The following is a 13,271-nucleotide window of genomic DNA, read 5'->3' as shown; positions in this document are numbered from 1 at the left end:
GCCGGTCTTATTAAACTGAACGCCGCAACAGCCAGATAAAGTAAGGCGCGCCTAAAAACGTCGCCATCAGCCCGGCTGGGATCTGATCCGGAAAGGCCAGCATCCGCCCGCACCAGTCCGCCAGCACCATTAACCCCGCTCCCAGCAATCCTGACAGCACCATCTGCGGCAGAGCCCGCCGGAAGCCCAGCATCCGCGCCATATGCGGAGCCATCAGCCCGACAAAGCTCAGCGGACCGATAGTCAGCGTCGCGCTGGCGGTCAGCGCGGCCGCCAGCAGCAGCAGACTCAGCCGCACCGGTGTTAATGCGATGCCGGCCGAGCGCGCGGTGACACTGCCCAGCGGCAGCAGGGTCAGCCAGCGACTGGCGAGCGGTGCCAGCGCGACCAGCACCAGCGCGCAGAGCGCGCTCTGCATCGCCTGACGGCCGCTGATGTTATAGGTCGAGCCGGAGATCCAGCTCAGCAGGTCGCCCATGCGCGGATCGCCACTGGCCAGCAGCAGCATCAGCAGCGTGACAAAGGCGCTGTTCAGCGCCATACCTGCCAGCAGCATCCGCTCCGGCGAGAATCCCCCCCGGCTGGCGACCAGCATAATCACCAGCAGCGTCAGCGCCGCCCCCAGCGCACCGGCAGGCAGCAGCCACGCCAGTGCATCTCCCGGCACGAGAAACATCATGACGACCACACCACAGGCGGCACCGGAACTGATGCCCAGCACTTCCGGGCTGGCCATCGGATTGCCGGTCAGCCGCTGGATCAGGCTGCCCGCCACGCCCAGCATCAGGCCGGTCACCAGCGCAGCCAGCACCCGCGGCGCACGCCATGGCAGCAGTGAATGCAGCATCTCACCCGCTGACCAGCTCCAGCCCTGCGCATCCCGTCCCCCGGCCAGGCCGACCCAGGCCAGCAGGGCCAGCACGGCGATGCCAATCAGCGCCCAGCGCAGCAGGTTCTGCCGCTCGGCGGGCACGTTATCACCCTGATTCAGGGCGGGCGGCACGGAGCCGGTTCGCAGACGCGGCAGCAGCCACAGCAGGATGGGCACGCCCAGCAGCGCGGTGGCTGTACCGGTCGGAATATCACGCCAGTGCGTGCTGAGCCACAGCACGCCGCTGTCCGCCAGCCAGAGCAGTAGCGCGCCCGTCAGGGGAGCCAGCACCATCCGGGTGATTAGCCGTCTTCCCCCCAGCAGCTTCGCCAGCAGAGGAGCGAACAGCCCGATAAAACCGATGACCCCGGCCACATTCACCAGCTGGGCACTGAGCAGGATGGCCAGTGCAAGGCCGCCAATGCGCGCCACAGAGAGCGCGAGGCCCAGATTCTTCGCCACACTATCATCCAGCCCCATCAGCGTCAGCGGACGCAGCAGCGCCAGGGCCAGCACAAAGGCCAGCAGCAGGCGCGGCCAGAGTTGCTGCACATTGTCCCAGCTCATCTGATTCAGTGCGCCGGTGCTCCACAGAAACATGTTCTGCAGCTGATCGTGATTGAAGATAGCGAAGATTTGATTGACCGAGCCGCTGTAGAGACTCAGCACCAGGCCGGCCAGAATCAGCGTGACCGGCGACAGACGCTTGCCCCAGGCCACACCCAGCACCAGCGCCCCCACCAGCACCGCGCCGCTGAGCGCGGCAAACTGCTGGGTCAGCGCGCCGCCGGGCAGATGCCAGAGCGTCGCCACGGTGATCCCAAGCTGCGCCCCGGACGAGACGCCCAGCGTGGTCGGCTCCGCCAGCGGATTGCGCAGGATCTGCTGAAACAGCAGACCGGCCAGCCCCAGTCCGGCACCGACCAGCAGCGCCAGTACGGTGCGCGGCAGCAGGCTGTAGTGAAACACCATCTGCGGCAGGTTATCGACAGCCGGTGACCAGAGCGCCTGCATCCAGTCGGCGGGCGGCAGGGCCTGTTGCAGATTGACCAGCGTCAGGCTGAGCGCCAGCAGAAACAGCATGCTAAGCAGCAGGAGAGGAAACAGGGCATGGCGCATCATTGCGTCTCCAGCGCGCGTTCCAGCACGCGAACAAAGTGCAGCGCGGAGAGCGTCGCACCGTAATACCAGACCGCCGGAACGCGCTGAAAACGTCCGGCGCGCACAAACGGCAGCGACTGCCACAGCGGACTGCGCATCAGCTGTGCCATATCGGCATCGTTGTCGTGATCGAAGCAGATTGCCTGCACATCCCCGGCCTGCGCCAGCTGTTCGATGCCAACCACCGCGCTGCCCCAGAAGTTGGTTTCGCCCTGCCAGCCATTTTTCAGGCCCAGCAGCGTCATCACTTCCAGAAACAGACTGTTTTTGCCGAAGGTGATGGCATGACGACTGTCGAGCAGCGACATCAGCAGGAGGGTGCGTCCGGCATAGGGTGCCAGACGCTGCCGCGCTGCCGCCAGCTGAGCGTCGACCTCGCGCAGATGCTGCTCCGCCCGCTCGCTGACCCCAAGCCGTGCAGCCAGCTGGCGCAGCGATGCCCGGGCGGCGGTCAGGGGTTTGCCGTCGCCGCTTTGCAGGTCAAAGCCCATGATCGGCGCGATGCGCATCAGTTTTTCTTTCGAAGGGCCGTAGCCGTTGGAGCAGAGGATCAGCGACGGCTGCATCTGTACCATCAGCTCAAGATTGGGTTCCGTGCGCAGACCGACATCCGTCACGCCCGCCGGCAGCGGCGGCTCCCCGACCCAGATGTTGTAGTTATGCAGATCGGCCACGCCGTAAGGCGTGATACCCAGCGCCATCAGCAATTCGGTGGGTAACCACTCCAGCGCGATAATCCGGCCAGGGTTCGGCGTCGCGGCACGCAGGGGAAGCGCACAAAAGAGTGGCGAGGCCGCCAGTGCCAGCATCAGGCGGCGGCGAGAAAGATCGGGCATCATCCTTTCCTTAACAGACAAAACTGACCGGTGCGCCACCCTGCGGGTGCGGTAAAATCCCCATCGGGATGCCGTAAATTGCACCCAGCACCTCAGCCTGCATAATGGCCTCTGCGTCACCTTCGGCAATCATCTCTCCCTGACGCAGCGCCACCAGATGATCGCAATAGCGTGCTGCCATATTGATATCATGCAGCACCGCAATCACGGTTAAGCCGCGCTGCTCACTGAGATTTTTGATCAGCGCCAGCACCTCAACCTGATGAGCAATATCCAGCGCCGAGGTGGGTTCATCGAGCAGCAGGCAGCGGCTGTTCTGCGCCACCATCATGGCCAGCCAGGCGCGCTGGCGTTCACCGCCCGACAGGCTGTCCACCAGCCGACCGGCAAAGGGTTTAAGCCCCACCTGCGTAATCGCATCCTCCACCCGGTCGCGATCTTCCTGACCAAAGCGGCCCAGCGCGCCGTGCCAGGGATAGCGGCCAATCGCCACCAGCTCACGAACCGTCATGCCTTCGGCTGCCGGTAACTGCTGCGGCAGATAGGCGACCTGACGGGCAAAGGCTTTACTGTTCCAGCGCCCGACCGGCTGCTGATTAAGACGAACCTCGCCGTGGCTGGCACCATGATGACGACCCAGCATTTTCAACAGCGTCGACTTACCTGAACCGTTGTGACCAATCAGCGCAGTCATTTTGCCTGGTGGAAAGGTCAGTGAAAGTGGCTGGAGGAGGGTTCGGCCCGGGACCTCAAAGCTGGCGTTATCCAGCGTAAAGGTGGCCTCTTCTGCGTGCGGATACGGCATGATAATCCCTGTGAACGGGCGCCGCAGCGCCCGGTTAAATCAGAATCTGAAGGTGGCGGTACCGACAATCTGGCGCTCTGCACCCCAGTAGCAGGCGTATTCACGGTAGCAACTGGCGACATACTCGCGGTTGAACAGGTTGTTGACGTTCACGCCCACCGACGAGCCTGGCAATCCGAAACGGCCCAGATCATATTTCAGCGCCGCATCCACCGTGGTGTAACCGGCAACCTTAAAGTTCTGGTTAGAGAGTCCAGCAGAGGTATTAGTTGGGGTTTCAGCATACAGCCCCTGGCTTTCACCCACGTAACGGACCCCAGCACCGATCGTCACGCCTGACAGCGCGGTTTCGTGGAAGGTGTAGTCGCTCCAGAGTGAGGCCATATGCTTCGGCACCTGCACCGGCGTTTTGCCTTTCAGCAGGGTGTCTTCGGTATATTCCGCATCGGTGTAGGTATATGAGGCGGTCAGGTTGACGTTGGCATTCAGCGCCGCTTTGGCTTCCAGCTCAACGCCGCGCGAACGGATCTCACCGCTCTGTACGCTGAAGAAAGCCCTTTGTGGATTGGGATCGGCAGTCAGGTTTTTGGTTTTGGTCAGCTGATACAGCGCAGCGGTGAGCACTACCGGACGATCTTTCGGCACATACTTCACGCCCGCTTCATACTGCTTAGCGCGTGACGGATCAAAGGCTTCGCCATCATAAGTGGCACCCGCATTCGGAATAAAGGCTTCGCTGTAGCTGAAGTAAGGCGCGATACCGTTATCAAAGACATAGTTCAGTCCACCCCGCCAGGTGAAGGCCTGGTCGTTCTGGCGATCAACAGTGTCGGTGACCCGGTTATATACCGAGTTCATGGCGTAGTCGTAGCGGCCACCCAGCGTCAGCACCCAGCGGTTCCACTCCATCTGATCCTGAGCATAGAGACCTGTCTGGCGCTGCTTATTAAGGTGCTGATAAGGATCGGCAAACGGCGTCACGCTGTCATCGCCATACTGCGGATTAACGGCGTTCAGGCTGGAGGCAGAGCCAAACTGGGCGTCGATATCGTTGCGGGTACGCTGGAAATCCACACCCAGCAGCAGCGTATGATCCACCAGGCCGGTGGCAAATTTCGCCTGCGCCTGCGTATCCACGGCAAACTGATTCAGCTTCTCGCGGGAGGCTGCTGACCCACGGGTGATCTCCTGCGTCGCGGCGTTGAAACCATTGCCATAAATACTGCGGTAGTCGGTGCGCAGATCGGCGTAGCGCAGGTTCTGACGCAGCGTCCAGGTGTCGTCGACGCTGTGCTCGGCGCTGTAGCCCACCATTTTGGTGGTGCGGGAGATCTTGTTGCTCTGCTCGCCTTCATCGAAGTTGGTCGGCAGCTTATATTCACGGCCATCCGCGCGGGTGATCGGCACGATCGTGCCCTGCCGCGGCAGCCAGCCGTAATAGCCGGTTTCCGGCTCGTTCTGGAAATAGGTCAGCAGGTCAACGCGGGTCCGCTCATCGGGACGCCAGCTGAATGCGGGCGCGATGGTGTAGCGCTTCTCTTTGTTCATCGCCTGCTGCGCATCCTGACTGCGCGCCTGCCCGGTCAGTCGATAGCTGTATACACCGTCATCATCCAGCGCGCCACCAAAATCAAAGCCGGTTGAGAAGAGATTGTCGTTACCCATCTGGAACTGGACTTCACGCAGGGTCTCCTGCGTCGGACGCTTACTCACCAGCGCGACCACGCCGCCAGGGTTACTTTTGCCGTAGAGCACCGACACCGGACCGCGCAGCAGCTCGGCACGCTCCAGGAAGTAAGGGTCGAGGGCAAACTCCGAGTAGTTATCCCCCTGCAGTTTCAGGCCATCCAGATACTGGTTGGTGTTGGTTTCGCTGAAGCCGCGGATCGACAACGCATCAATCACGTCTGAGCTGCCCCGGTTGCCGGTCAGCACGCCAGGCGTGTAGTTAAACGCTCCTTTGACGCTGGTCACGTTGCGCATCTCCATCTCTTCGCGGGTCACCACGGAGACGGACTGCGGATTTTTTTCGATTGGGGTATCGGTTTTGGTGCCGGTAGCGCTGCGCTTCGCGGCGATCGTCGGCGCCGGGCCCCAGGGGCTTTCGGCTTCGACCCCACTGCCGCCTTCTGCCGAGACGACCATCGTCTCCGTCTGCGCGGCATACAGCGAGGTGCTCAGGCTGAGTGAAATCATGACGCCCAGAAGCGGTCGGGAAAATGTTTTTTTGGTGTTGTCGGCAAAACGCGTTCGCGCATTCATAAAAGTGTCTCTTAAAATAGGCTCAGGCGAGCGAATCGAAACGATAATGATTATTATAACGGATTAGATAATATGCGAACTGCAGCGGGCACTGCAAGAACAAATCCCAGCGTTGACGCCGTTTGCGGGGCGATTGAAGAGTAATAAAAGACCACAAAAAAAGGGCGCCGAAGCGCCCTTTTTAACCCATCTGGCCGATTTATTTGCCAAACATATCTTTTATCCACCCTGCTACGCCGTCGCTCTCTTTCTGCTCCTGCGGTTGCTGGGTCGGCTGCTGCTGTTGCTGCTGTTGCTGCTGTTGCTGCTGATCGAACAGCTGTTGCTGCTGCTGAACCTGTTGCTGCTGTTGCTGACACAGCGCATTCGGATCCAGCGCCCAGACCGGCAGCGCGCGCCAGGTGCTGCTGCCCGTGCCGCAGACAAAGTTACCGGCAGAGTCGATGTTCATCAGCGAGACATCTTCCGGCGGCGTCAGCTGCAGCGGCATTGGCGCCTGATTATCGAGGTAGCGACGGTAGATCTGCATCGCACCGCTGGCACCGTAGAGTTTGGTCGGCTGGTTGTTGTCGCGTCCCACCCAGGTGATCGCCACTTCTTTGCCATCAATACCGGCAAACCAGCTGTCGATCAGATCGTTGGTGGTCCCGGTTTTTCCGGCCAGATGCGCATTCGGGAAACGCGCGCCCAGCGCACGGGCGGTGCCATGATCGGCGACCTGCTGCAGGGTATAGAGCGTCAGATAGGCGGCCTGAGCCGGTTCCACGCGCTGCGCCTGCGGATAGCTCTGATAGAGCACGCTGCCATCTTCGGCGATCACCGACCGCACCGCCGAGAGCTCAGCGCGGTTACCGCCGCTGGCAATCGACTGGAACGCCTGCGCTACTTCAACCGGCGTCAGGTTCAGTGCACCCAGCAGCATGGCTGGTACCGGATTGAGCTGATCCTTCGCCACGCCCAGCTTAGTCCAGGTGTCCACCACCGCATCCAGCCCCAGCGTCATACCGAGGTTCACCGTCGGCACGTTCATGGAGTTGGTGAGCGCATCCACCAGCATCACTTTGCCGCTGAAGCGACGATCGTCGTTCATCGGTTTCCAGAGGCTGCCGTTGGGCTGCTTCAGCGCAATCGGCTCATCGGCGATCCAGCTGTTGAGACGGTAGCTGTTAGGCTGGCTCAGCGCGGTCAGATAGGTCGCCGGCTTCGCCAGTGAGCCAATCGAACGGCGCGCCTGCAGCGCACGGTTGTAACCGGCGTACTGCGGATCGGCACCGCCGACCATGGCGCGCACTTCGCCACTGAAGCGGTCAACCACCACCATCGCCGTTTCCAGATCCTTCAGGCCGCGCTGTTTTTTCAGCGTCGGAATCCCGTCAACCACCGCTTTTTCCGCCGCATCCTGCGACACCGGGTCCAGCGTGGTGAAGATTTTCACCCCGGAGAGATCTTTGATCTTATCGCCCAGTTTCGCCTGCAGTTCGTTACGCACCATCTGCATAAAGGCAGGCTGTGGCGTGATCACGCCCCCTTTCGGCTGCACGCCCAGCGGACGCGCCGACAGCATGTCATACAGCTCCTGATCGATTACCTTCTGCTGCTGCAGCAGGCGCAGCACCAGGTTGCGTCGCTCCAGCGCCAGTTTCGGGTTACGCCATGGGTTGTAGAGTGAGGCACCTTTTACCATGCCGACCAGCATCGCCTGCTGATCCAGACTCAGCTCATCGACCGGACGGCCAAAGTAGTAGAGGCTCGCCAGCGGGAAACCGCGGATCTGATCGCTGCCCGCCTGGCCGAGATAGACTTCGTTCAGGTAGAGCTCCAGAATGCGATCTTTGCTGTAGCGCGCATCCATGATCACCGCCATATAGGCTTCACGCGCTTTTCGCCACAGCGAACGCTCGTTGGTGAGGAACAGGTTCTTCACCAGCTGCTGCGTCAGCGTACTGCCGCCCTGCACCGCTTTGCCGGCGGTGATGTTCGCCAGGAAGGCACGGCCAATCGAGTAAGGGCTGATGCCGTCATGCTCATAGAAATGGCGATCTTCGGTGGCAATCAGCGTATCGACCAGCAGATCCGGGAAACCGGCGCGGGGCACAAAGAGTCGCTGTTCGCCATTTGGCGACTGCAGCATGGTGATCAGCCGGGGATCGAGGCGGAAGAAGCCAAAATCGCGACCGGTTTCGAGGTTTTTAATCTCGCTCAGCTCATCCTTGCTGAAGCTCATGCGTGCATGGATCTGCCCCTCTTTACTGTCGGGGAAATCAAACGGACGACGCAGCAGCTCGATCGTGTTGCCCTTCACCGAAAACTCGCCGGGACGGGTAATGCGCGACACTTCGCGATACTGGGTGCCTTCCAGCAGGGCGACCATTTCACTTTTGTTGTAGGCCATGCCCGGTTCCAGGCTGACCATGCGGCCATAGACGGTGGCGGGCAGTTGCCACACTTTACCGTCGATACGGCTGCGAATTTCCGAGTCGAGGTAGATGCCCCACGCGGCCATAACCACCACAAACACCAGGAACAGTTTAATTATCCATCCCAGCCAACGGCGTTTGCCGCGCGGCGGTTTTCCACCTTTACCTTTACGTGGCACCGGCGCTTCCTCCTCGTCATCATTAAAATCGTCCTGGTCGATATCCTGTTCGATATCCCTGCGTCGTCCCCGCCCCGCACTGCTGCGCGGCGGCAACGCTTTACCTTTGCGCCCTATTGGTTCGCGATCGTTCCCAGACATTACTTTTCTTCTCCAGGCAGTGCTTACGGCAGCGCCGCTACTCTAACTGCTTTCTCGCATAACGCATGGCAGAACCCTCTGAATTCGATCCAGTGGACTCAACCCTGCGGGGACATTTTTTTGGTTCGCCTTGTTGGCAAGGCGGTAGCCGGATCGTCGGGCCAGAGGTGTTTCGGATACCGTCCCTTCATCTCTTTCCTGACCTCCGGCCAGGCACCGCGCCAGAACGCCGCCAGATCGCGGGTGATCTGCAACGGCCGCTGGGCGGGCGATAACAGCTCCAGCACCAGCGGGATGCGTCCTTCCGCTACGGTGGGGTTCTGCGCTTCACCAAACATCTCCTGAATCCGTACCGCCAGCGCGGGCGGCTTCTCCGCATCGTAGCGAATCGGCAGCCGGCTTCCGGTCGGCACAGTGTAATGAGTTGGCAGCGCACTATCCAGCCGCTGACGTTGTGACCATGTGAGTAAATGTAAGAGTGCGGAGGTCAGGTTTACCGCCTGCAGGCTGCGGAGATCGCGCACCGTGGTCATCTGCGGCAGCAGCCACTCCGGCAGACGCTCAAGCAGTGCCGCATCATCGACACCAGGCCAGCACTCTTCCGGCAGCCACTGCGCCGCACACTGGATACGCACCCGCAGCTGCTCTGCCTCTGACGTCCAGCCGAGCACGGACAGCCCCTTTTCCGCAATCCAGCGCAGCATCGCCGCGTGCAGTACCGCCGGTTCCGGCTTTGCCATCGGCTGCGTCCGGAGTATCAGTGCGCCAATCTGCTCACGCTTCAGGGCGCGCAGCGTGCCCTTCTCTTCATCCCACTCAACCTCGGTGCGGCGTTCAACCAGGGCGGGCCGCTGCTGGCACAGCGCCTCAATGTCGACCGGCAGAGCCAGCAGCATCCGGGCATCCGGCGCGGCGCTGCTCTGTAACAGGGCAGGCGCGATCAGCCATTCATGACGCGTCAGGCCATCCTGCTCATCCAGCCTGGCCCCCAGCCCGTTGGCGAGCTGATAGCGGCCGCTCTGGTCGCGTCGCCGCGCCAGCCGATCGCCAAACCCCACCGCCAGCAAGCCGGCGAAACGATCCTCATCGACCCGTCCGCCTCGCACCTTCAGTCGCTGCTGCCACTGCTGCGCCCGCCGCTGCCAGTGTGCCTGAGGCCGGTGCAGCGCATCTCGCAGATCGGCGCTGCCGCTGCGGGGTGGCTCTTCCAGAATCGCCACCAGCAGTGCGGCGCTGGCAACCGCATCCGCCTCGTCGCCCGCCGCACAGAGCATCGCCGCCAGGCGCGGATCGCTGCCCAGCTGTGCCATGCGCCGCCCCAGGGTATTCAGCAGGCCATGGTCATCCAGAGCTCCCAGACGGGTTAACTGCTGCCGGGCCGCCGCCAGGTTTTTCACCGGTGGCTGATCCAGCCACTGCAGCTGTTGCGGCTGGGTGCAGCCCCACTGCAGCAGATCCAGCCACAGCGAGGAGAGATCGCTGTTCATGATCTCCGGCTCGCTCTGCGCGGCCGCGCGGGCGGCCTGCTCCTGCGGCAGTAAATGCAGGCAGATCCCCGGCATCAGACGCCCGGCGCGGCCCGCACGCTGGATCATCGACGCCTGGCTGATGCGCTGGGTCTGCAGACGCGTCACGCCACTGCGGGCATCGAACAGGGCGCTGCGTTCCAGTGCGCTGTCGACCACCAGCCGGATCCCCTCAATGGTCAGACTGGTTTCGGCAATATTGGTGGCGAGCACCACTTTGCGGCGTCCGGCCGCGGCGGGCTGGATTGCCCGGCGCTGTGCCGCCAGCGGCAGCGCCCCGTAGAGCGGCGTCAGATCCACGTCGTCGCTGATGCGCGCTTCCAGTTCACGCTTCACCCGTTCGATCTCCGCCACGCCCGGCAGAAACAGCAGCAGCGAACCGCTCTCCTCCCGCAGCAGCTGGGCAACTTCACGCGCTACCGCCTCTTCGAAACGCACCGTCTGGTTCAGCGACGCATAGCGCCGCTCCACCGGAAAGCTGCGTCCTTCTGAGACGATCAGCGGGGCGTCGGGCAGCAGCGCCGCCAGCCGGGCATTGTCCAGCGTGGCGGACATCAGCAGGATTCTGAGGTCGTCGCGCAGCCCCTGCTGCACATCAAGCAGCAGCGCCAGCGCCAGATCGGCCTGCAGGCTGCGCTCGTGAAACTCATCCAGGATCACCAGCGACACACCCTCCAGCATCGGGTCGTGCTGAAGCATGCGCGTCAGCATGCCTTCGGTCACCACTTCCAGTCGCGTCTCTGGTCCGACGCAGCTTTCGCCGCGCATCCTGAATCCTACCGTCGCCCCCGGCTGCTCGCCGAGCTGCTCCGCCAGCCGTTGCGCTACGTTGCGCGCCGCCAGCCGCCGTGGTTCCAGCATAATGATTCGCCCCGGCAGCGCCGCCTGCTGTAATAGCTGCAGCGGCAGCCAGGTCGATTTGCCCGCCCCCGTCGGTGCGGCCAGCAGGATTTGAGGGGCGTGGCTCAGCGCCGCCAGAATGTCAGGCAGCACCGCGCTGACCGGTAAATCGCTCACAACAAACTCCGCTTCTGCCTGTGCTAAGATGGCGCGCATTGTAGCATCCATCCGTGATATTTGCCGGAGAGCGCCATGGCGACACAACGCTTATTTTTTGCCATCAGCCTGCCTGACGCGATGCAGCAACAGCTGGTGCGCTGGCGGGCCGACACCTTCCCTGCAGAGGCGGGCCAGCCGGTGGCCGCCGCCAGCCTGCACCTGACGCTGGCGTTTCTCGGCGAGGTCGCGCCGGAGACCTCCCAGCGCCTGCAGACGCTGGCATCGCGCATTGATCAGCCCGGCTTCGATCTCGAGCTGGATGATGCCGGACACTGGCCGCGCCCCGGCGTGGTCTGGCTCGGCTGCCAGCGCGCCCCACGCGGTCTGTTACAGCTCGCCAGCCTGCTGCGGGCCCAGGCTGCCCGACACGGCTGCCACCAGAGCCCGCAGCCGTTTCATCCGCACATTACGCTGTTACGCCAGGCGACACAGCCCGTGGCGCTGCCGCCGCGCGGCTTTCACTGGCGTTTTCATGTCCCGGCGTTTTCGCTGTTTGCCTCGGAGTACAGCCGGGGCCGTACCCGTTATCGCACCCTGGCCAGCTGGCCGTTACGCTCTCAGGATCCCCATGCACTTCTCTCCTCCTCTTAAGCCCGCCCGCCTGATCGCCCGCTACAAGCGCTTCCTGGCCGATGTCGTGACGCCCGAGGGCGAGCAGCTGACGATTCACTGCGCCAACACCGGCGCCATGACCGGCTGCGCCACCCCAGGCGATCGGGTCTGGTACTCCACCTCCGGCAGCCTGACGCGCAAATACCCGCACAGCTGGGAGCTGACCGAGACGCAGGCGGGAGAGTGGATCTGCGTCAATACGCTGCGCGCGAATCAACTGGTAGCCGAAGCGCTGGACCAGAACCGGATAGCGGAACTGACCGGTTATGCCCAGCGTCAGGCGGAAGTCAGATATGGCAGTGAAAAAAGCAGAATTGATTTCCTGCTCAGAGCAGAGGGCCGACGCAACTGCTATATTGAGGTGAAATCCGTAACCCTTTTACATGAAGGTAAAGGTTATTTTCCGGATGCGGTGACGATTCGAGGACAGAAACACCTGCGTGAACTGGCGACGGTTGCGGCAGAGGGTCATCGGGCCGTTTTGTTGTTTGCCGTTCTGCACTCGGGGATTGAGGACGTTTCCCCGGCACGCCACATTGATGCGGCGTATGCAGAACAACTGGCTCAGGCGCAGCGAGAGGGTGTAGAGGTTTTCGCGTATCAGGCAGACTTATCCGCGGCGGGAATAGTTCTTAAAACGCCGGTTAACGTAACCTTGTAATATCTTTTGCAATTTTATGTGGTAAGAATGCTCAGAATCGGGGGCCAACTACGCTGTTCCTCACAGGCTTGTCAAGGTGTGTTCACGAAGAATTGCCAACCCTGACTGCTTCTGTTATTTATAGCGGCCTGTTTTTTTCCCCAATGGGGGATCGATGTACCCCGCAGATGTCAAATGCAGGCTGGCAGCAACGCCCCTGCGAGACGCAAGTCGAAGGGTATAGTGCGTGTTATCCAGGAGAAGCAACATGCAAGAAGGTCAAAACCGTAAAACATCGTCCCTGAGTATTCTCGCTATCGCCGGCGTCGAACCTTACCAGGTGAAACCGGGCGAAGAGTATATGAACGACGCGCAGCTGACCCATTTTCGCAAGATTCTGGAAGCCTGGCGTAATCAATTGCGGGACGAAGTCGATCGTACCGTATCGCACATGCAGGATGAAGCTGCTAACTTCCCGGACCCGGTAGACCGTGCCGCGCAGGAAGAGGAGTTCAGCCTGGAGCTGCGTAACCGCGATCGCGAACGTAAACTGATTAAAAAGATCGAGAAGACGCTGAAGAAAGTGGAAGATGACGACTTCGGCTATTGCGATTCCTGTGGCGTAGAGATCGGTATCCGCCGTCTCGAAGCGCGTCCTACCGCCGATCTCTGCATCGACTGTAAGACCTTAGCAGAAATTCGTGAGAAACAAATGGCCGGCTGATGCCGCGTCCAGCCTGTTGCCACGCAGCGGTACACCTG

At 61.7% G+C, this 13,271-nt stretch carries 9 protein-coding genes; 3 read left to right on the top strand and 6 right to left on the bottom strand.

Going from position 1 to position 13,271, the window contains the following annotated elements; all coding sequences use genetic code 11:
- Nucleotides 1-10: 10 nt before the first annotated feature.
- The 6 genes from fhuB to hrpB all read right to left on the bottom strand — a co-directional run bounded on the left by fhuB (nucleotide 11) and on the right by hrpB (nucleotide 11,254).
- Complete coding sequence (fhuB, locus tag F3I47_RS12210) at nucleotides 11-1,990, bottom strand: Fe(3+)-hydroxamate ABC transporter permease FhuB (protein WP_150028774.1); 1,980 nt, start codon at nucleotides 1,988-1,990, stop codon at nucleotides 11-13.
- Nucleotides 1,990-2,868 carry a Fe(3+)-hydroxamate ABC transporter substrate-binding protein FhuD gene (gene fhuD, locus F3I47_RS12205; RefSeq protein ID WP_046101254.1) on the bottom strand — a complete coding sequence of 293 codons (879 nt, stop codon included), beginning with the start codon at nucleotides 2,866-2,868 and terminating at the stop codon, nucleotides 1,990-1,992. The genes fhuB and fhuD overlap by 1 nt, the downstream gene beginning before the upstream one ends.
- A 10-nt stretch (nucleotides 2,869-2,878) precedes the next feature.
- The gene (gene fhuC / locus F3I47_RS12200; RefSeq protein ID WP_150028613.1) at nucleotides 2,879-3,673 is read right to left on the bottom strand and encodes a Fe3+-hydroxamate ABC transporter ATP-binding protein FhuC; all 795 of its coding nucleotides are present in this window, start codon (nucleotides 3,671-3,673) and stop codon (nucleotides 2,879-2,881) included.
- Between the two features lie 39 nt (nucleotides 3,674-3,712).
- On the bottom strand, nucleotides 3,713-5,935 hold the full coding sequence (gene fhuA, locus F3I47_RS12195) for a ferrichrome porin FhuA (protein WP_150028614.1): 2,223 nt from the start codon (nucleotides 5,933-5,935) through the stop codon (nucleotides 3,713-3,715).
- Between the two features lie 199 nt (nucleotides 5,936-6,134).
- Entirely contained in the window at nucleotides 6,135-8,672 is a 2,538-nt protein-coding gene (gene mrcB, locus F3I47_RS12190; RefSeq protein WP_150028615.1) for a bifunctional glycosyl transferase/transpeptidase, read from the bottom strand.
- 98 nt (nucleotides 8,673-8,770) lie between these two features.
- Nucleotides 8,771-11,254: an ATP-dependent helicase HrpB gene (gene hrpB / locus F3I47_RS12185; RefSeq protein WP_150028616.1), complete on the bottom strand. Its 2,484-nt coding sequence runs from the start codon at nucleotides 11,252-11,254 to the stop codon at nucleotides 8,771-8,773.
- A gap of 36 nt (nucleotides 11,255-11,290) precedes the next feature.
- On the opposite strand from hrpB, the gene thpR reads away from it, so the two are divergent.
- The 3 genes from thpR to dksA all read left to right on the top strand — a co-directional run bounded on the left by thpR (nucleotide 11,291) and on the right by dksA (nucleotide 13,233).
- Complete coding sequence (thpR, locus tag F3I47_RS12180) at nucleotides 11,291-11,848, top strand: RNA 2',3'-cyclic phosphodiesterase (protein ID WP_009092036.1); 558 nt, start codon at nucleotides 11,291-11,293, stop codon at nucleotides 11,846-11,848.
- Nucleotides 11,826-12,530: a DNA/RNA nuclease SfsA gene (sfsA, locus tag F3I47_RS12175; protein WP_058957914.1), complete on the top strand. Its 705-nt coding sequence runs from the start codon at nucleotides 11,826-11,828 to the stop codon at nucleotides 12,528-12,530. Before thpR ends, sfsA begins: the two co-directional genes overlap by 23 nt.
- 247 nt (nucleotides 12,531-12,777) lie before the next feature.
- A complete protein-coding gene (dksA, locus tag F3I47_RS12170; protein ID WP_008925615.1) occupies nucleotides 12,778-13,233 on the top strand; it encodes an RNA polymerase-binding protein DksA in 456 nt (151 codons plus the stop codon).
- The last annotated feature ends 38 nt before the right edge of the window (nucleotides 13,234-13,271 follow it).

The organism is Pantoea sp. M_10, from assembly GCF_008631515.1.
In the GTDB taxonomy this organism is placed as follows: Bacteria; Pseudomonadota; Gammaproteobacteria; order Enterobacterales; family Enterobacteriaceae; genus Pantoea; species Pantoea anthophila.
This window is presented reverse-complemented; position numbering and strand designations above follow the sequence as displayed.